Genomic DNA, 19,300 nt, shown 5'->3' with positions numbered 1-19,300 from the left:
GCCCTTCTGCGGAAACCATCCTTCCCCGCGCCCGCAGGCGGTTCACGGGGACTGCGAGGGTAAGTCTGCCCAGCGCAAGCTAAGCGGAACGGGAAATTCCGCTGATTGTCAGATCCGACGGTAGCGGGTGAAGAGAAAGCCGTCCTGCTCCAGTACCGAAGCCACCGAGAAGCGTTGCGGAACCGCGATCGACGGTCCCCCGGCGATCCGCTGCGCGCCGCCCGCCGTCATGGTCGGCGACAGGCTCAGACACATCTCGTCGAGCACCCCCGCCGCCACGAACTGACCCAGCAGCCTCGGCCCGCCCTCGGTCAGCTGGCGCCGCAGCCCGCGCTCGGCGAGCGCCGCCACCGCCTCCAGCGGCTGGACCTCCCGGCCGTCGCCCGCGATCACCACCTCCACCCCGGCCCGCTCGGCCTCCGCCCGGCGCTCCGGGGAGGCGGCGGCGCCGGTCAGCACCAGGGTCGGCACCAGCGGCTCGGTGAACAGCGGCAGCGAGAAGTCCAGCTCCATCGAGGCGGTCACCACCGCGATCACCGGCGCCGGGCCCTGCCCCGCCGCCTTCCGGCGCTCCGCGAAGGCCTCCCGCGCCCGGGCGGGACGGTAGCCCTCCTGCCGTACGGTCTCGGCGCCGACGATCACCACGTCGGCGAGCGCGCGCAGCGTCCCGAAGACGCGCATGTCGGCCGCCGAGGACAGCGGCTGCGATCGGCCGTCGTGCTGGCCCGCGCCGTCGAGCGAGGAGACCATGTTGGCGCGCAGCCAGGAGGCGCCGGCCGGGAGCGGGTCGGGGTACGCGTAGGCGTCGGCCAGCTCGTCCAGCGACCACTCGCGGTCGGCGTCGGGGTCCGGCCCCGCGACACCCCGGGGGGTCGGGGCGCCCTGGGGAGCCCCGGTGGCCAAGGAGGGCTTGGTGTCCCGGGACGCCTCGGCTTCCCGGGAGGCCCCGGCGTCCCCGGGGGCCACGGGGCGGGTGGCGCCGGAGAGGGCGGGGGGCGTGCCGTGGGGGGTCTCGCGGACGGCCTCGCGGGAGGTCTCACCGGGGGCGCCGGCGGGGGTGCCGACCGCGGCCGGGGCTGTCATGTCCGTCACAGGGAACAGGCGTCGCATCCTCGCAGTCTGACATGGCGCTTAGAGTGGATAACTGTGTCGACCCGTGCCATAACCGAAGCGGCGCCCACCGAGGCCGCCCCGCTCTCGCTGTGCTCGCGTGAGCCCCATGTCCCCGCCGACCGCCTGGTGGCGGAGATGGTGCCGCCGCCCCGGTTCGACTCGGTGCGTTTCGACACGTACATACCGGACCCGAACCAGCCCAGCCAGACCGAGGCCGTACGGGTCCTCTCCGGCTTCGCCGAGGGCCTCGGCGGCGCCCACGCCTCGGGGGCGGGCCGGCGCCGCTGGTTCTCCCGTACGCCCAAGCAGGCCGCCCCGGCCGGACCGCGCGGCGTCTACCTCGACGGCGGCTACGGCGTCGGCAAGACCCACCTCCTGGCCTCCCTGTGGCACGCCGCCCCGGCCGACCCCTCGCTCAAGGCCTTCGGCACCTTCGTCGAGCTGACCAACCTGGTCGGCGCCCTTGGCTTCCAGCAGACCGTGCGCACCCTCAGCGACCACCGGCTGCTGTGCATCGACGAGTTCGAGCTGGACGACCCGGGCGACACCGTCCTCGTCTCCAGCCTGCTCGGCAAGCTCGTCGAGCAGGGCGTCGCGCTCGCCGCGACCTCCAACACCCTGCCGGGCAAGCTCGGCGAGGGCCGGTTCGCCGCCGCCGACTTCCTGCGCGAGATCCAGGGCCTGTCCGCGCACTTCCGGCCGCTGCGCATCGACGGCGAGGACTACCGCCACCGCGGGCTGCCCGAGGCGCCCGCGCCGTACGACGACGAGACCGTCACCCGTACCGCGTACGCCACCCCGGGCGCCTCCCTGGACGACTTCCCGCATCTGCTCGACCACCTGGCCCGGGTCCACCCGAGCCGGTACAGCGCGCTGACCGAGGACCTGACGGCGGTGTGCCTCACCGACGTCCAGGCGGTCCCCGACCAGTCGACCGCGCTGCGGCTCGTCGTGCTCGCCGACCGGCTCTACGACCGTGAGATACCCGTACTCGCCTCCGGTCTGCCGTTCGACAAACTGTTCAGTGACGAGATGCTGAACGGCGGGTACAAGAAGAAGTACTTCCGGGCGATCTCCCGGCTCACCGCGCTCGCACGGGACGCGAAGGGGCTGGTGGCGCAGTAGTTTGGCCGTACCCCAAGGAAAGGGATACACATGGCCACCGTGCGTCACGCCCACACCGTCTGGCAGGGCGACCTCATGAAGGGTTCCGGTGAGGTCAGCCTCGACTCCTCCGGCATCGGCACGTACCCGGTCTCCTGGCCGGCCCGCGCCGAGCAGCCGAACGGCAAGACCAGCCCGGAGGAGCTGATCGCCGCCGCGCACTCCGCCTGCTACTCCATGGCGCTCTCGCACGCCCTCGGCGGCGCCGGGAACCCGCCGACCCGCCTGGAGACGAAGGCGGACGTCACCTTCCAGCCGGGGACGGGCATCACGGGCATCCACCTCTCCGTGCTCGGCGAGGTGCCCGGCATCGACGCGGCGCAGTTCCAGTCGTTGGCGGAGGACGCGAAGAAGAACTGTCCGGTGAGCCAGGCGCTGACGGGGACCACGATCACCCTGTCGGCCGAGCTGGCCTGAGGCTTCGGCGTCCCGAGGGGTTCCCCCCTCGGCGTCCGATCGGTGCCTGGTCGGCGTCCGTACGGCATATTCCGTCAGGCTTCGGCACATACCTGAGGCGCGTGTGGCCCGCGTGGTTCACGTGTCACCACTGTGCGTGGTACACACATGCGGGTCACACGTCACACCCCCTCTGTTCGTCTTACAGAAATCGGGTCGTTGCCTCATGTCTACCGAACGCTTGTCCGCAACACGACGTCAGATCCTCGCCGGGACGGGCGCGTCCGTCGCCGGCATCGCCTTCGCCGGCGCATTCTCCGAACTCTTCGCCGGGACGGCCGCCGCCGCTCCCGCCGGCGGTGGCGCGCTCCCCGGGAACCACGCCGGATACGGTCCGCTGGTGCCCGACCCGGACGGGCTGCTCGATCTTCCGGCCGGTTTCTCCTACAAGGTGCTGTCCCGGCAGGGCGACCCGCTGCGTTCCGGCGAGGGCCTGGTGCCGGGCAACCACGACGGTATGGGCGCCTTCGCCGGGCGGCGCGGCCGGGTGCACCTCGTACGCAACCACGAGAACCGGGTCACCGCGCCGATCGGCGTGCCGACCGTGGCCGGTCTGACGTACGACCCGGGCGCCAAGGGCGGCTGTACGGTCCTGGAACTCGACGGGCGCGACAACGTCCTGGGCGAGCGCGTCGGCATCGCCGGTACGGCCGTCAACTGCGCGGGCGGGCTCACCCCTTGGGGCACCTGGCTGACCTGCGAGGAGACCGAGGACCGGGCCGGCACCAACGGCTACACCAAGGACCACGGCTTCATCTTCGAGGTCGACGGCGCCGATCCGCACCGCACCGGTGCGGTCCCGCTGACCGCGATGGGCCGCTTCCAGCACGAGGCCATCGCGGTGGATCCGAGGAACGGCATCGTCTACGAGACCGAGGACGCCTTCAACCGGCCCTTCGGCCTCTTCTACCGCTTCCTGCCCAACAAGCCGCTGGGCGGCACCGGTTCACTGCGCGCGGGCGGCGCCCTTGAGGCGATGCGGGTGCCGGGTGTGCCGGACCTGTCGGTCGTCCAGGAGCCGGGGACGCGCTTCGAGGGCATCCAGTGGGTGCCCGTACCGGACCCACTGGCGACCGAAACCCCCATCCGCTTGCAGGACTTCGGCCCGAAGGGCATCACGCACGCGCAGAAGCTGGAGGGCTGCTACTGGGGCGGGCAGGCGGTGTACTTCGTCTCGTCGTTCGCCCGCGCCAAGGACGGCTCGGCCGCGACCCACTACGGGCAGGTGTGGAAGTACGAGCCGGGGCCGCGCCGGCTCACCCTGGTCGTGGTCTTCGGACCGGACACGGACGTCCGACTGCCGGGCGAGTCCCCCGACAACATCTGTCTCGCGCCGACCGGCGGTCTGATGGTCTGCGAGGACGGCGAGGGCGCGCAGCACGTCTTCGGCGTGAGCCGGAAGGGCGAGGTGTACGCGGTCGCGCGGGGCGCCCAGAACATCGGCACGCCCGAGGCTCCGGAGTGGGGCGAGTTCGCGGGTGTCACGTTCTCGCCGGACGGCTCGACGATGTACGTGAACTGCTACACGCCGGGGACGACGTTCGCGGTGAGGGGGCCCTGGAAGTAGGCGGGGGCGGGGCGGGGGCGGGGCGGGGGCGGGGTCGGCATCGGCTGAGTTCCCGGCCCCGGCCCCGGCACATGACGAACCCTTGTTCTTCCTCTCGCCGTTCAAGGAGAGGAAGAACAAGGGTTCTTCGCGTCCACGCCGTACCGCATGACGACCTCCGCGCCTTCTCACGCGCCGCCGCGCGTGGGGTCGGTGATGCCGTGCTCGGCGAGCGCCTTGCGCAGCGCGGTGTTGTCGCTCTCCAGCTCGTCCATGCGGGCGCGGATCGGGTCGAGTGCCCGGTGGAGTTCGGGGAGCGTGTAGCGCGGGGTGATGTGCTGCGGACAGTTCCAGTCGAAGGCCTCGACGGTGATGAGGACCAGGCGTTCGACGATGTGCGGGTGGTCGTAGTCCACCGGCCGCAGGCGTTCGGCGAGTTCGGGGTGATCGGCGAGCTGCACGACGCGGGCGTGGCCGAGGACCTTCAGCCGGATCCGGTGCGGATAGTCCATGAAGATCATGGAGACCCGGTCGTCACTGTCGAGGTTGCCGTTGGTGATGTACTGCCGGTTTCCCCGGAAGTCGGCGAAGGCCAGGGTGCGGCCGTCGAGCGGCTGGAGAAAGCCCGGCGGACCGCCGCGGTGCTGAACGTAGGGCCACCCGGCGGTGTTGACGCTGGCGATGTAGAAGCTCTCGCGTTCGAGGATGAACTCCCGCTCGTCCTCACCGAGTTCGTCGGGCGCCGGGCCGGCGGCGGTGGCCATGCGCCGATAGGCGCGGGCACTGCCCGCGGTGTCCTGATGGCGCTGGACGTCGGGCGTGAAGAGGAGCTGGGCGAATCGGCTGGTCATCCGTTTACCACCAGTACTGCGGGTACGCGGGAGTGGTCGGGTCGATCTTGGCGCGCAGGACGGCGATGAGGCTGAGGGTGACGGCGGTGAGGGCCAGGCCGCCGAGGAAGACACCGAGGGAGGGCTGGGTGAGGACCACGATGATCGCGGTGGCCGCCGCCGGGGAGTGGTTGGTGCGGGTGAGGGTCATCGCGGTCAGGGCGAGCGCGCCGGCGACGGCGGCGGTGACGGAACTGGAGGGCAGCAGCGCGAGGACCGCGAATCCGGTGAGGGCGGAGATCAACTGGCCGCCGATGATGCTGCGGGGCTGGGAGAGGGGGAGGACCGGGGCGCCGTAGGCGAGGGCGGCGCTGGCTGCGAGCGGGGGGATGAGGAGGGGCTCGTGGAGGAGCAGTCCGAGACCGGCGATGGCGGTGAGGGCCAGGGTGGCGGCGAGGGTATTGGTGAGAATCGTGGCCGGCTTGGGGCGCGCGGGGGCTTTACTGGTGAGGAGCTTCTTATAACGACCGCCGGGAGAGGGGGAGTTGGTTGGCGGCGTGACTGCTTCGGGAGTGACCGTCGGTGCGGGAGCGGGTGCGGGGGTCTGGGTGGCCATGGGTGTTCCTTGGGGGGTACGAGCGGGGACGCGCCGGAAGGTGCGGGCGCGCCGCCCGGTGGGGTGTGGGGCGAAGGGGGCGGCGACCACGGCGACACCACGGCCCGGGAGGGCCGTGGTGTCGTGGTCCACGGGGTGGCGGCCAGGTGAGCGGCCGCCACGTGTGCCGGCGTGCCGGGATGTCGGCGTCACCGGGCCGGTGTGCGGATCAGAAGCGGGCGTTGGCCTTGTTCGCGACCTTGTAGCCGAGGTCCAGCGCGGCGGCGTTGTCCCACTCGAAGTGGACGCCGATGTACTTGCGGCTGTCGGCCTTCTCCTGGGCGGCGGCGGTGAAGGACGGGAAGGTGCGGGTGACGTTCTTGGCGTACGGGTCGTCCGTGCCACCGGTGAAGGACAGGTCGTCACGGCCGAAGTAGTTCTTCAGCACGCCCGCCCAGGCGGCGGCGATGCCGGAGTGACCGGAGACGTAGGTCGGGAAGTTCGGGCTGAAGCTGTTGCCGGCGAGGTCCGACTCCAGGGGCTGCCAGGACGGGTCGGCGGTGAGGTCCTTGTTGTAGACCTGGTCGGCGAAGTTGATGGCGTGCTGCGGACGCCACAGGTCCCAGTCCGAGTTGAACTTGGAGTCCCAGATCGCGATGGCCGCGTCGGCGAGGGAGACGGACATCTGGGTGAAGAGCTTACTGGAGGCGAAGGTGCCGCCGTTGGGCCGGTACTGCTTGAAGACAGCCAGGGTGTGGTCGTACTGCTGGCCGACCGGCTTGTAGGTGCCGTCGACGTCGTTGGCCCAGAAGTGGGCCTGCTGGGTCTGATCGGCCGTACGGACGGTGGAGTTCTTGCCGCCGATCGCCTTGATCTCGTTGACCTGAGCGGCGTACTCCGGGCTGGCGAGCATCTGCTGGGGGGTGGTGAAGCCGGCGGGCTTGGCCGGGCGGAACTCGTTGCCGCTGGTCAGCGCGAAGGGCTTGACGCTGCCCCAGTTCGGGTTGCCGACGGGCTTGCCGGCGGCGGGGATCCAGTGGCCGGGGGCGTTGACCGCGATGTACGGAGCGGTGTTGGCGGAGCCGTCGCCCGTGCGGTTGGCGATGATCGCGTTGGCGGTCTCGATGCCCAGCTGGCTGCCGGCCTGCTGCTCGGCGGCGTTGCCGCGGTCCGGCAGGGCGCGGGCGGCGTTGAAGGCGGCGGTGAAGTCGACGCTGGGGAAGGCGTTCTTCAGGGCCGTGTAGGCGGCGTAGTCGACGGCCGCGTCGACCGAGCCGACCTTGCCGGCCGCGGTGGCGTCCTTCGTGACGTACGGGGTGCCGATGGTCTGGATGGAGTTGACCGCGTCGTAGATGGCGAGGTTCATCATCGCGCCACCGCGAGTGAGGGGACCCGGGGTGCCACCGACCTGCCGGAACGCGTCCAGGATGGCGTTGTTCCAGTACAGGACACGGTCGGGGGTGGTCGGCGTGGTCGTGTCGAGGGACTGCGCACCGGCCGGGGTCGCGCCGACGGCGGCGGTGATCAGGGCGAGACCGGCGGCGGCCACGGCGATACGGCGGCTCGAACGTATGGAGAGCATGTGGGTCCTCTTCGGGTGTCTGTCGGCAGGTCATCACCTGTTCCCGGTGAGGTGTGCGGCACGCGGGAGGAGGTGGTGGAGCGGGAGACGCTGGAGCAACGTTGCTGTTCCGCTATCGAAGGTAGGTCGCGGGCCGGACCTGTGGAGCTGATGTTCCAGATGGCTGATATGGCGTTTTCCGATACCGGCTCGTCAGGCGGTGCCTCGCAGTATCTAACGGCAATTGAGGAGCTAGCCGTTAGATTTTGCGTGCAGGCAACACACATGTCCGGGCCGCCCTCCGGACGGGTGGACGCTCCGGTGGGCGGGCCCGACGGGGGGGAGCCGGCGGTCAGTCCGCGGGGCGGTGGCGGTGGTAGTGGCGGGCCGCGCGGGCACGGTTGCCGCAGCCGGGCGAACACCAGGCGCGGCGGGGCGGATTGCGCTCGAAGAACAGGACGCAGCCGGGGCCCGGGCAGGCCGCGACATCGGCCTGGGGTGCGGTGAGGAGGGTGACGACGGCATGGGCGAGTTCGGCCTGGGCTTCGAGGAGCGGCCCCTGGGCGCCCAAGCGGGCCACGGTGGGGGGTTGTTGAGGGTTCCACAGCAGGATGGGCCAGGAACGGCCGAGCCCGCCGGCCCGGTTGACCTGGGCGACGTCACGACTATCGGGCTCCCCGCCCTCGACGCGGACGTCTATCAAGCGCCGGGAGGCGTCGCGGAGTTCACGGAAGTGGACGACATCGGCCTCGTCGACCGCGGCCAGCGCCGCGTCGGTGAGTTCGGTGCTGAAGCGGTCCCGGCACATGGACAGCCACCAGGCGAGGTAGTCGGGGCGGCCGAGGCCGTCGCGCAGTGAACCGCGTACGGCGTAGTGGGTGTTGACGAACTCCAGCGCCAGCGGTTCACCGAGCAACGGCGGGGCTTCGGTGGCGGGGTGAGGACAGGTCAGGGCGTGGGTGGTCACCGGCATCCTTCGGGGGCGGGGTTCTCGGACCGACTTGCCGAGCGAGGCAGCGTCATGCAACCATCTCATACCTAACGGGGGTATCCGCAGTAATGCGTTAGACGCATTGCTGTCGCGGCAGGGTACGACGTGACGGCGCTCCAACGCGAGTACGAGCAGGGCGCCGGAGCGACCCGGAGGAGCGTTCTCGCAGGACATTCGGCGGGTCCGCGCCCTCGTGTTCGAGCATCACGTGACGGCACGAAGGTGTGGTCCGGCCGAGGTCGGATCTCTCACTCTTGGGGACAGCAATGGTTTTGGACCTTTCCATCCATCAATTGCGCACCTTTCGCGAAGTCGCACGCCAGGGGAGCGTCACCAGAGCGGCGCGCAATCTCGGATATGCCCAGTCCAGCATCACCGGGCACATCAAGTCCCTGGAGACGAAGCTCGGTTATCCGCTGCTGAAAAGACTTCCGCACGGAGTCCGGCTGACCCAGCACGGTGAAATCGTTCGGGATTACGCGGAAAGAATCATGCTGACCATGGAGGAGATGAGCGGCGCGCTACAGCCCCAGGGCGAGGCCGAAGGCCGGGTCGCCATCGGCGCGGACCCCCTCCTCATGGAGCAGCGGCTGGGCCGGCTGATCCGGGAGGCCCGCTATCGCTACCCCAAGGTCACCGTCTCACCCCGCCAGTTAAGCTCGCGCAACGCCGCCGAATCCGTCGCCCGAGGCGAGACCCAGCTGGCCGTCGTCGCCTTCGAGGACGGCCAGGACACGCTTCCCGACGACCTGACCGCCGAGAAGCTGCCCGCCCTGACCCTGGTGCCCGTCGCCTCGCCCGCGCTGGCCGCCACTCCCGTGACCGACGCCCAGCGCCCGGTCCGCGTCCTGACTGTCAACGCCGACTGCGCCAGTCACCTCCCGCTGGTCCGCGTCCTGCGCAGCCGGTACGGCGTCGACCCCGCCGTGATCGAGGCGGGCTCGGTCGGCGGCGTACGTGAACTGGCCCGCGCCGGCTACGGACTGGCCATGATCCCGCCCGACGACTCCCTGGCCGCCCAGGGTCTGCAGATCGTCCCCGGCGTCCCGCACGCCGAACTCGACGTCCGTCTCGTCTACTCCCGCGCCGACCACCTGGGCCGGGCCGACCGCTCGATCGCCGAGCTGATCCGCCGTATGCCCGCCCCCGCCCCGGCCGAGTGCGCCGGCGATGCTCCATGCGGCGTCGAGCTCGACAAACTGCTCGCCTCCTGAACCCATAGCGAAAAACGATCCGGGCACGGCCCGCGGACGGCGAATTCCCGAAAGGTGAATTCCCGGCGCGGCCGTGCCCGTCGTGCTGCCCGGAACCGTTTCGGAAAGGCCGGGGAAACCCGAGGAAGACCCACGGAAGGGCCATCGGATACCCGGATACCAGCCATCGGAAACATTCTGTTCGAATGAATTTCCACACCCTAGCCTTTCAAGTGACGGGACATCACGTCCCGTCCCCGGAAAAGCACTTGAGGGAGACCATGGATAACGTCCTCTACGTACAGAACGTGTTCCGCAGCGGATTCGATCTGGACGGCCTGGAATGGACCGCCTGGCAGGAGCCCGGCCGGGTCAGCGTCGAGCACGCCGTCCTGTGGGCCCCCGACGCCGAGAAGAACGAGGACTCCATCGGCCTGCTGCTGCGCTTCCCGCCCGGCGCGCACGGCGACTTCCACGAGCACCTCGGCTACGAGCTGATGCTCGTCCTCGACGGCGTCCTCGACCACAGCGACGGCCCCTCCTACGTCAAGGGGGACCTGATCGTCGAAGGCCCGGGCACCGAGCACCAGATGTCCAGCCGCACCGGTTGCACGGTCCTGGCCATCCGCACCCACCCGGCCGAGGCGCGCACCCCCGCCAAGGAGATCCGCCCCGTCGGCGTCACCGCCGCTCCCTGAGCCGCCGGCACGCACGCCCTTCCACCCGCCGGCCGGCAGGCCGGCCGGGAGGAACCCCCACGGTGGGGGCCCCGCCTCGGGCCGGCCCGGCTCGGTTCGGTTCGGTTCTGCTCGGCTCGGCCCGGCTGATCGTCCGGCCGGCGTCCGCCCCGTACCTCCGCGCCGCTCTCCTCCCGGCGCCACCCGGCTCCCCCTCTCCGCCTCTCACCTTCCCCCTCACTGCCGGTCGTGCGACCGGCCGGTGCCCCACGGAAAGATCACTCCCATGTCTCTGCCCGCGTCCAGTCACAGCGGCGCTCCGACGGCCTCCGCGGGCCGGCGGGTCCTGGTGTCCAGCGTTTCCTCCGACTCCCACACCTGGAACCTGGTCTTCCTCCAGCTCCTTCTCGAGGACCTCGGCCACGAGGTCACCAACATCGGCTCGTGCGTCCCCGACGACCTGCTGATCGCCGAAGCCCGCCGGCACCGCCCGGACATGATGGTGATCTCCAGCGTCAACGGTCACGGTGCGCTCGACGGCGGCCGGCTGATCCGCAAGCTGCGCCAGGAGCCCGACCTGAGCGACCTCAAGGTCGTCATCGGCGGAAAGCTCGGCATCCGCGGCGCGGACGGGGCGTCCCACAGCGAGGGTCTGCTGGACGCCGGGTTCGACGCGGTCTTCGAGGACGCCGCGGGCATCGAGCCGTTCCGCCGCTACCTGGAGGCCTCCGCCCCGGCGCTCGAAGGAGCGGCACGATGACCGCCCCTGTCTCCCCCTCCTCCCCCGCCGGCGCCCCGGCTCCGGTTTCGGCGTCGCGTTCCTTAGGCGTGTTCGCCGGCGCCGTGGCCCGGGCGCGTGCCGAGGGCGAACTCGTCGTCCAGCCGCGCATGGGCATGGCGACCACCACGGAGATGGCACTCGGCCTGAACGCGGTGAAGAACGCCCGCGCCCGGGTCGTGGGCACCATCACGCTCGACAGCTACACCCGGGTCGGCGACCACGACTCCGCCCGGGCGGCGCTGGCCTCGGGCGCCGACCTCAACGGCTATCCGATCGTCGCGCACGGCCCCGACGTCACCAGGGCGCTGGTCGACCAGGTGAAGCAGGGCAGCGACTTCGCGGTGCAGGTCCGGCACGGTTCCGCGAAGCCGTACGACATCATCGCCGCGCTCCTGGACGCCGGGCTCGACGCCACCGAGGGCGGACCGATCTCGTACTGCCTGCCCTACAGCCGTACGCCGATCCCCGAGTCCGTCGACGCCTGGGCCCGCAGCTGCGAGCTGCTCGCCTCCCGCCCGGGAACCCATCTGGAGTCGTTCGGCGGCTGCATGCTCGGCCAGTTGTGCCCGCCGAGCCTGCTGGTCGCGCTGTCCGTCCTGGAAGGGATCTTCTTCCGCCGGCACGGTCTGACCAGCGTCTCCCTGAGTTACGCCCAGCAGACCCACCGCGCTCAGGACGTCGAGGCCCTGCACGCGCTGCGGACCCTCGCGGCCGAGCACCTCGACGGCATCGACTGGCACGTCGTCCTCTACAGCTACATGGGGGTCTTCCCCCGTACCGTCGGCGGCGCGCTGGAACTGCTGCGCGACTCCGCCCGGCTGGCGGCGATCACCGGCACGGAGCGGATGATCGTCAAGACGCCGGCCGAGGCCCACCGCATCCCGACCATCGAGGACAACATCACCGCCCTGGAGGAGGCCGCCCGCGCCGCTCGCGAGGCCCGCGAGGCCACCGTCAACGGCATCGGGGCGGGGCTGGGGCTGGGCGCGGCCGAGGGAGAGTTCGGAGTGCTGGCCGAGGCCCGCACCCTCGTGGAGGCCGTGCTCGATCTTCACCCGGACATCGACCGGGCGCTGGTCCTCGCGTTCAGCCGAGGCATTCTCGACGTCCCGTACTGCCTGCACGCCGACAACGCGCAGCGCGCCCGCAGCTTCATCGACGCCCGAGGCAGTCTGCAGTGGCTCCGGGCCGGGTCCATGCCCGTGACCACCGCCCCGCTCGGCGGCGAGACCGGGCTGCGCGCCGAGGACCTGCTCCGGATGCTCGGCCATGTGCAGGAGCACTACGACCGCGCCGCCCTGACGGCCGCGGGTCCCGCCGCCCTCTCCGCGCACTGATTCCGGTAGCTCGCTCCCCCATACCGCGCTCCGACCGCATCGCACGACAGGCACCACCCCGCGAACCCCCCACCGCACGGCCCGTCGGCGTACCACCCCCGCACCGCCCGGCAGCCCCGCCCGCGGACTCCCCCCACTCCCCCCCCACCTGCGGACTCCCCCGTCCGCCGGGGGTGCGGGGGGCCGCGCCGGCGTCGCCGGGCCACCGCACCCCCACTTCGTACCCCCGTCCCGTCGCGTCGCTTCTTCCGACCTTCGGTGTCTCCATCCGTTCCGCTGTCCCGCTGTCCCGTTCCTCGCCCCGCGTCTCGTCGCGCCGCCCCGGCTCGTCCCGGGCTCGTCTCGGCTCGTCTCGGCTCGTCTCGGCTCGTCCTGTCTTCGGCCCGCCGCCGGCCACTCGCCCGCCCGCCCGCTGTCTGATCCATCTAGGGGATTCGCATGCTCACCAGCCTCAACCGCCCTCTGCACCTCGCCGTGATCGGCAGCGGCCCCCGTGGCCTGTCGGTCCTGGAGCGCCTCGTCTGCCGGCTGACGGACGAGTACGACCAGGCCACCCGGCAGGGCGGCCCCGCGCCCCGGCCGGTCGTCGTCCACCTCGTCGACAACACCGAGATCGGCGCGGGCCGTGTGTGGCGCACGGACCAGGATCCGTGGTTCACGATGAACACCGTCGCCAGCCAGATCACCATGTACTCGGGCGACGGCGACCAGGGCCCGGCCCGGCCCGGCGCCGGCCCGTCGCTGCACGAGTGGCTGGTCGCCCAGACCCCGGCGGGCGAGGAGCCGGCCGGCCCCAACGACTACGCCACGCGCGCCGAGTACGGCCGCTACCTCGCCGACGTCTACCGCTCCGTCGTCCGCGCGCTGCCGCCGCACGCCACCCTCGACGCGCACCGGGCCGGTGTCACCGCCGTGGAGCCCCGGCCGGACGGCACCTACCGGCTCACGCTGGACGCCGAGCCGCACCAGCTGACCTGCGACCGGGTCGTCCTCGCCACCGGCCACCCGCGCAACGAGGCCGACCCCTTCGACGCCGCCATGGAGTCCTTCGCCGGCCGCCACCCGGTGCACTACCTGCGCGGCGACTCGGCGGCCGACATGCCGCTGGACGAGGCCACCATCCCGGCCGGCTCCACCGTCGCGATCCGCGGGCTCGGTCTGTCCTTCTACGACGTGATGCTCTCTCTGACGGTGGGCCGGGGCGGCGAGTTCAAGGCCGCCGCGGACGGCACGTACACCTACATCCCCTCGGGCCGCGAGCCCCGGATCGTCGCCGGTTCGCGCAGCGGTCTGCCCATCCCCGCCCGAGGCCGCAACCAGAAGTCCGCCACCCACAGCCACAAGCCGATGTTCCTGACCCGCGCCGCGCTCACCGCCACCCGGGCGGCGCGGACCGCGCGGACCGGCAGCGCCCAGCTCGACTTCGGCGCGGACGTGCTGCCGCTGCTGCTCGACGAGATCGCGTACGTCTACTACACCACCGCGCACCGCGCCCAGGCGGGCGTGGACGGGGGGACGGGTGTGGGTACGGAGACGGGCGCGGGCTCGGGCGCGGCGGATCGTTTCGCCCGGGATCTCGCCGACCACCTCCACCGCGGCCAGGACCCGGCCGCGCTGCTGGCCTCGGCGGGCCTCGCCGATCTGCCGCCGATCGATCTGAAGGCGCTGGCCCGGCCGTTCGCGGACATGCGGTTCGACGGTACGGACGCCTTCCGCACCCACCTGCTGACGGTCATGCGCGACGACCTCGACCAGGCCCGCCTCGGCAACGCCGACGGCCCGCTCAAGGCCGCGCTCGACGTCCTGCGCGACATCCGCAACGTCGTCCGCGACGCCGTCGACTTCGGCGGTCTGCTGCCCGCGTCCCACGCGGAGCACTTCGAGCGCGACTACCTGCCGATGAACGCCCTGCTGTCGGCCGGCCCGCCGCTGGAGCGCGTGGAGCAGCTGTACGCGCTGATCGACCAGGGCGTCGTCGACATCGCCGGCCCCCACACCCGCTTCGCCACCGACGAGACGACCGGCACCTTCACCGTCGCCTCCGAGCAGGTCCCCGGCTCCTTCGCCGAGGCCACCGCGCTGATCGACGCCCGTATCCCCACCCCGGACCTGGCGCGCGACACCTCGCCGCTGGTGCGCCGGCTGCTCGCCGACCGCCTGGTGCGTACCTTCACCATCCAGGGTCCCGACGGCGTGCACGCCACCGGTGGTCTCGACGTCACTCCGGCGCCGTTCCGGGTCCTGGACGCCGAGGGCCGGCCGCACCACGGTCTGTTCGCGCTGGGCATCCCCACCGAGCACACCCGCTGGTTCACCCAGGTCGGCTCCAGCCGCCCGGGCACCGGCCAGACCCTGTTCTACCGGGACGCCGACACGATCGCCGAGGCTCTCCTGACCTCCACCGACGCCACCACCGACGCCACCACCGGTGTCCGTACGGACAGCGAAGCCGGTGACACCGCCGCCGCCGACCGTCCGCTCGCCGCCGCCGGCACCGCCCGGAGCACCTCGTGACCCTCCCCACCTCCGCATCCGCGCCGGCCTCTGTTTCCGAGTCCGTGTCCGAGTCCACGCTCGAAGCGACTCCGACTCCGACTCCGTCTCCGTACGAGGTGTTCCGCGCGGCCCGGGACACACTCCTGACCCACCGCGAGGACCTCGAAGCGGCCCACGAGGCCTTCTCCTGGCCGCAGTTCACCCACTTCAACTGGGCGCTGGACTGGTTCGACGAGATCGCCCGCCACCCGGAGACCGCCGACCGCCCGGCCCTGCGTCTGGTCGGCCCGGCCGGCCCCGGCAGCGACCAGGTCGTCACGTACCGGGAACTCGCCGCCCGCAGCTCCCAGGTGGCCGGCTGGCTCGCCACCCTGGGCGTACGCCGCGGTGACGCGGTCCTGCTCGCGCTCGCCAACCGGGCCGCGGTGTGGGAGACGACCCTGGCCGCGATCAAGCTCGGCGCCGTCGTCATCCCCACGTACACCACGGCCACCCCGGCCGAGCTGGCCGACCGGATGACGCGCGGCGAGGTCCGCCATGCGGTCGCCGAGGCGGCCGTCACCGACCGGTTCCCGGCGGCCGGCACCGTCAACCGGATCAGCGTCGGCGCCCCGGTGCCCGGCTGGACCGACTACGCCGACTCCCGCGCCTTCACCGGGGGCTTCACGCCCGACGCCCCCACCAAGGCCGACGACGTGCTCTTCCGCTACTTCACCTCCGGCACCACGTCCGCGCCGAAGATGGTCGAGCACACCCACACCAGCTACCCCGTGGGTCATCTCAGCGGCATGTACTGGAACGGCGTCGTGCCCGGCGATCTCCATCTGAACATCTCCCTGCCGGGCTGGGCCAAGCACGCCTGGAGCAGCTTCTTCGTCCCGTTCAACGCGGAGGCCACCGTTCTGGCCCTGCCCGCCGAGGACGCCGCCCCGCGCCGCGTCCTGGACGTCCTCACCTCCCGCGAGGCCACCACCTTCTGCGCTCCGCCGACGGTGTGGCGCGCGCTGGTGGCCGAGGGGCTGGGGCCGCGGCCGCCTCGGCTGCGGGAGGCGGCCTCGGCCGGCGAGCCGCTGGAGGAGCCGCTGATCGAGGCCGTGCGCGCGGCGTGGGGCATCGAGCTGCGCGACGGGTTCGGGCAGACCGAGACCACCGCGCAGGCGGGCACCACGCCCGGACAGCGGGCGGTGGCCGGGCGGATCGGCCGGGCGCTGCCCGGCTACCGGCTGGTCCTGGTGGATCCCCAGACGCACGAGCCGGTGCCCGCCGGCAGCCCGGGTGAGCTGTGCGTCGATCTGACGGACCGCCCGGCCGGTCTGATGAACGGGTACACCGGCGATGCCGAGCGCACCGCCCGCGCCTTCGCCTCGGGCCTCTACCACACGGGTGATCTCGTGCTGGGCGACGAGCAGGGGCATCTGAGCTATCTGAGCCGGGCGGACGACATGTTCAAGTCGTTCGACCACCGCATCTCCCCGCTCGAACTGGAGCAGGTGCTCCTCGCACAGCCGCAGGTCGCCGACGCGGCGGTCGTGCCCGTACCGGATCCGGTGGGGCTGTGGAAGGCCAAGGCGTACGTGGTGCCGGCCGACGGCTGGGAGCCCGACGCGCACACCGCGCGCGTGCTGTTCAAGGCGGTCGTACGGGATCTGCCGCCGGAGAAGCAGGTGCGGGTGGTGGAGTTCACCGGTCCGCTGCCGCGTACGGCCTCCGGCAAGGTCCGCCGGGCGGCGCTGCGGGAGCGGGAAGCCGGCAGCGAGTACGCCCTGGGCGACTGAGCCCGTCCCCTCCCCGCTCTCCACGGGACCACATCACCCGTCGCGGGCCACCGGCCCCCGGCACACCGTCCCTCCCCCGGGCGACGACCCCTCTGCGGCGCACCGCCCGCAGGGGGGTCGGGTGCAGGGGGGGCAGGGGCGAGGCGGGGCGCGGACACGCACGGGAACACACAGCGGCGGTGGCCGCCGGCTGCTCTGGGAGCCGGTGACCACCGCCGCTGTGTCGTCATCGCGCGGAGCCGTGGGGAGCCGCGCGGGGCCGGGTAGGAGTCGCGCGGGGCCGGGTACGCCGTCCTACGGGACGGGTGCGCCGGTGCTACGGGTTCGTGGGGGCGGTGTTCTTGCGGTGCCGGGTGTAGTGGCGCTGGGTCTTGGCGCGGTTGCCGCAGCCGGCCATGGAGCACCAGCGGCGGCCGCCGTTCTTGGAGACGTCGTAGAAGTGCAGGACGCATTCGGGATTGGCGCATTTACGGATGCGGTCGGGGTTCTCCTCCAGCAGCCGCAGATACGCCTCGGCGGCGCTCCAGGCCGCCAACCAGGCCGGAGAGTCGGTGTCGACGACGCTCTGGGGCCCTTCAGGAGCCAGCAGGCGCCGGATACGGCCGTGCCGGAGGGTCTCATTCAAGCCATTGGCCGCCTGCTCGTGATCACTGTGCTCGTCGAGGAGCGCGTCGATCGCGGTGCGGGTGACCAGGAGGGCCTCAAGGGTCTCCTGGGTGTCGGGGACGGTGTCGCCGAACCCGGTGGCCGCCAGCCAGATGGATACCCCTCCGGGGTATTGCAGCAGGTCATGGCGCCCACCCCCGTCGATCCAGACGGTGTTGACCAGGTCCAGCGGCAGCGGCTCGGTGGTCAGGGGCCGTGGGTCGGCGCCGGGGGTCGGCTGCGGGTCTGTGCTCATCGGGGAGCCCCTTTCGTGTCGTGGTCCATGCGACCACATGGCCAGATTCAACCAGCAAACCCAGTTTCACCGGTTGACCGTGAGCGAGTCAACCAGTAACGTTCTTTTCACCGGTTGGGCCGGACGGGGAAAACCCGAAAGCCCGACCCCCACCTCTTCTAGGAAGGCACTTCCATGTCGCAGTCCCTCGCCTCCAAGTCCCTGCAGACCGGCCACGTCGGCCTCAACGTCACCGACATCGAGAAGTCGCTGCCCTTCTACATCCGGGTCTTCGGCTTCGAGATCCTGGCCGAGGGCAAGGACGACTCGCAGCGCTGGGCGTTCCTCGCCCGTGACGGCAAGCTGGTGCTGACCCTGTGGCAGCAGAGCGACGCCGCCTTCTCCACCGGCGCGGCCGGCCTGCACCACCTGTCCTTCCAGGTCGACACCATCGAGGACGTCAAGACCGCCGAGGGTGTCCTGCGCGAGCTGGGCGCCAACTTCGCCCACGACGGCGTCGTCTCCCACGGTGAGGGCGCCGGCTCCGGCGGCATCTTCTTCACCGACCCCGACGGCATCCGCCTGGAGATCTACGCCCCGTCCGGCGCCGAGACCGCTCCCGCGCCGACGGGTGCCGCCCCCACCTGCGGCTTCTTCTAAACCGGATCAGCCGGATCAGCCGGGCCGGAGGCGGGCTGCCACCTCTGGTCAGCCCGCCCCCCAGGCCCGAACCGCCCCGCCCGGCCGGATCCACCACGGCATCACCCCGTACCACCGGCACCACCTCGTACCACCAGCACCACCGCAGCACCACGGCATCACCGCGGCACCGAGGCGGCACGCCACCCCCGCCGCCCCGGCCCCCGCTCGTACGCATCACCCGCTCGTACGCACCACCTGTCACCCGTACCTCCGCAGTCTCCGCACCTCCGGCGCCTCGCGCGCCCCCGCGGACCAGCACCGACCGGAAAGGAGCCGGACATGGGCGTCTACCACCCGGGAGAACGCACCGTGCAGGAGCGCGCCGGCCTGCTCGACCACGCCGACTTCTCCTCCGCCGCCATCAAGAGCGAAATCCCCGACATCGCCCGGGGGTTCCTCGCCGAACAGCCCATGCTCGTCATCGGCGCCACGGACGCCCATGGCGACGTCTGGGCCTCCCTGCTCACCGGGGAACCCGGCTTCATCACCGCCACCGGCCCCGCCGGCCTGGCGGTCACCGCCACCCCCGAGGCCGGCGACCCTCTTCACGAGACGCTCACCGCGCCCGCCCACCTCGGCATGATCGCCATCGAGCCCGCCACCCGGCGCCGGATGCGGATGAACGGCCGCTCGCGACCCACCCCCGACGGCGGCCTGGACATCGCGCTCGACCAGATCTACGCCAACTGCCCCAAGTACATTCAAAAGCGTGAGCCGGCGTACGAGACGGACCGCCCCGATGCACCCCGCCACGGGCGTGAACTCGACGCCTCGCAGCTGGAGTTCATCGCGAGAACGGATACGTTCTTCGTCGCCACCGCCGACGCCGACGGCAACGCCGACGCCTCTCACCGCGGCGGCAACCCCGGCTTCCTCCAGGCGCTCACGCCCACCCGGCTGCGCTGGCCCGACTACGTCGGCAACGCCATGTTCGGCACCTTGGGCAACATCGAGATGAATCCCCGCGCCGGACTCCTGCTCCCCGACTGGAGCACCGGCACCCTCCTCCAGCTCACCGGTACCGCCACCGTCGACTGGAACCCCGATCACACGGCCGATCTCCCCGGCGCGCAGCGCGTCGTCGAGTTCACCATCGAGCGTGTCGTGCAGCGGGACCACGCCTCCCCGCTGCGCTGGAGCGCCCCGCAGTACTCCCGTTTCAACCCGCCCGCCCCCCAGCCCGCCCAAGGAGCAGCAGCATGA

Annotated in this window: 17 protein-coding genes; 11 read left to right on the top strand and 6 right to left on the bottom strand. The window is 71.7% G+C overall.

The window, feature by feature from the left end; genetic code table 11:
- Nucleotides 1–108 precede the first annotated feature (108 nt).
- Nucleotides 109–903: a pyrimidine reductase family protein gene (locus ACGFRB_RS13950; RefSeq protein WP_393243115.1), complete on the bottom strand. Its 795-nt coding sequence runs from the start codon at nt 901–903 to the stop codon at nt 109–111.
- A 243-nt stretch (nt 904–1,146) separates the two neighbouring features.
- On the opposite strand from ACGFRB_RS13950, the gene zapE reads away from it, so the two are divergent.
- The 3 genes from zapE to ACGFRB_RS13935 all read left to right on the top strand — a co-directional run bounded on the left by zapE (nt 1,147) and on the right by ACGFRB_RS13935 (nt 4,300).
- Complete coding sequence (gene zapE, locus ACGFRB_RS13945) at nt 1,147–2,238, top strand: cell division protein ZapE (RefSeq protein WP_393242863.1); 1,092 nt, start codon at nt 1,147–1,149, stop codon at nt 2,236–2,238.
- Between the two features lie 30 nt (nt 2,239–2,268).
- Nucleotides 2,269–2,694 (top strand): OsmC family protein, encoded by a 426-nt coding sequence (locus tag ACGFRB_RS13940; RefSeq protein WP_393242860.1) that lies wholly within the window; start codon nt 2,269–2,271, stop codon nt 2,692–2,694.
- A 205-nt stretch (nt 2,695–2,899) separates the two neighbouring features.
- Nucleotides 2,900–4,300: an alkaline phosphatase PhoX gene (locus tag ACGFRB_RS13935; RefSeq protein WP_393242858.1), complete on the top strand. Its 1,401-nt coding sequence runs from the start codon at nt 2,900–2,902 to the stop codon at nt 4,298–4,300.
- Between the two features lie 167 nt (nt 4,301–4,467).
- On the opposite strand, the gene ACGFRB_RS13930 is transcribed toward ACGFRB_RS13935, so the two are convergent.
- The 4 genes from ACGFRB_RS13930 to ACGFRB_RS13915 all read right to left on the bottom strand — a co-directional run bounded on the left by ACGFRB_RS13930 (nt 4,468) and on the right by ACGFRB_RS13915 (nt 8,232).
- Nucleotides 4,468–5,130 carry a pyridoxamine 5'-phosphate oxidase family protein gene (locus ACGFRB_RS13930; RefSeq protein WP_393242856.1) on the bottom strand — a complete coding sequence of 221 codons (663 nt, stop codon included), beginning with the start codon at nt 5,128–5,130 and terminating at the stop codon, nt 4,468–4,470.
- A gap of 4 nt (nt 5,131–5,134) precedes the next feature.
- Nucleotides 5,135–5,725, bottom strand: a complete 591-nt coding sequence (locus tag ACGFRB_RS13925) for an HPP family protein (RefSeq protein WP_393242854.1) — start codon at nt 5,723–5,725, stop codon at nt 5,135–5,137.
- A 208-nt stretch (nt 5,726–5,933) separates the two neighbouring features.
- On the bottom strand, nt 5,934–7,286 hold the full coding sequence (locus ACGFRB_RS13920; protein ID WP_393242852.1) for a hypothetical protein: 1,353 nt from the start codon (nt 7,284–7,286) through the stop codon (nt 5,934–5,936).
- 331 nt (nt 7,287–7,617) lie between these two features.
- Nucleotides 7,618–8,232, bottom strand: coding sequence for a CGNR zinc finger domain-containing protein (locus ACGFRB_RS13915; protein ID WP_393242850.1), 615 nt, complete (start codon nt 8,230–8,232; stop codon nt 7,618–7,620).
- A 317-nt stretch (nt 8,233–8,549) separates the two neighbouring features.
- Here ACGFRB_RS13915 and ACGFRB_RS13910 point away from each other — a divergent pair, with 317 nt between their 5' ends.
- The 6 genes from ACGFRB_RS13910 (at nt 8,550) to ACGFRB_RS13885 (ending at nt 16,515) form a co-directional block, all read left to right on the top strand.
- Nucleotides 8,550–9,470 carry a LysR family transcriptional regulator gene (locus tag ACGFRB_RS13910; protein ID WP_393242848.1) on the top strand — a complete coding sequence of 307 codons (921 nt, stop codon included), beginning with the start codon at nt 8,550–8,552 and terminating at the stop codon, nt 9,468–9,470.
- A 260-nt stretch (nt 9,471–9,730) separates the two neighbouring features.
- The gene (locus tag ACGFRB_RS13905) at nt 9,731–10,147 is read left to right on the top strand and encodes a cupin domain-containing protein (protein ID WP_363012190.1); all 417 of its coding nucleotides are present in this window, start codon (nt 9,731–9,733) and stop codon (nt 10,145–10,147) included.
- Nucleotides 10,148–10,412: 265 nt separating this feature from the next.
- Entirely contained in the window at nt 10,413–10,886 is a 474-nt protein-coding gene (locus ACGFRB_RS13900; RefSeq protein ID WP_363012189.1) for a cobalamin-dependent protein, read from the top strand.
- Nucleotides 10,883–12,244, top strand: a complete 1,362-nt coding sequence (locus tag ACGFRB_RS13895) for a methylaspartate mutase (RefSeq protein WP_393242846.1) — start codon at nt 10,883–10,885, stop codon at nt 12,242–12,244. The genes ACGFRB_RS13900 and ACGFRB_RS13895 overlap by 4 nt, the downstream gene beginning before the upstream one ends.
- A 438-nt stretch (nt 12,245–12,682) precedes the next feature.
- On the top strand, nt 12,683–14,758 hold the full coding sequence (locus ACGFRB_RS13890) for an FAD/NAD(P)-binding protein (protein WP_393242844.1): 2,076 nt from the start codon (nt 12,683–12,685) through the stop codon (nt 14,756–14,758).
- 44 nt (nt 14,759–14,802) lie between these two features.
- Entirely contained in the window at nt 14,803–16,515 is a 1,713-nt protein-coding gene (locus ACGFRB_RS13885) for an AMP-binding protein (protein ID WP_393242842.1), read from the top strand.
- A 316-nt stretch (nt 16,516–16,831) separates the two neighbouring features.
- Here the strand turns inward: ACGFRB_RS13885 and ACGFRB_RS13880 are convergent, their stop codons facing one another.
- On the bottom strand, nt 16,832–17,416 hold the full coding sequence (locus tag ACGFRB_RS13880) for a CGNR zinc finger domain-containing protein (protein ID WP_393242840.1): 585 nt from the start codon (nt 17,414–17,416) through the stop codon (nt 16,832–16,834).
- A gap of 174 nt (nt 17,417–17,590) precedes the next feature.
- Here ACGFRB_RS13880 and ACGFRB_RS13875 point away from each other — a divergent pair, with 174 nt between their 5' ends.
- Together ACGFRB_RS13875 and ACGFRB_RS13870 are read left to right on the top strand one after the other, a co-directional pair.
- Nucleotides 17,591–18,055: a VOC family protein gene (locus tag ACGFRB_RS13875; RefSeq protein ID WP_363012184.1), complete on the top strand. Its 465-nt coding sequence runs from the start codon at nt 17,591–17,593 to the stop codon at nt 18,053–18,055.
- A gap of 321 nt (nt 18,056–18,376) precedes the next feature.
- Nucleotides 18,377–19,300: a pyridoxamine 5'-phosphate oxidase family protein gene (locus ACGFRB_RS13870; protein ID WP_393242838.1), complete on the top strand. Its 924-nt coding sequence runs from the start codon at nt 18,377–18,379 to the stop codon at nt 19,298–19,300.

The sequence above is a fragment of the Streptomyces sp. NPDC048718 genome, assembly GCF_043198875.1.
Lineage (GTDB): Bacteria > Actinomycetota > Actinomycetes > Streptomycetales > Streptomycetaceae > Streptomyces.
The sequence above is the reverse complement of the archived record's forward strand: the minus strand, read 5'-3'. Positions and strand labels throughout refer to the sequence as shown.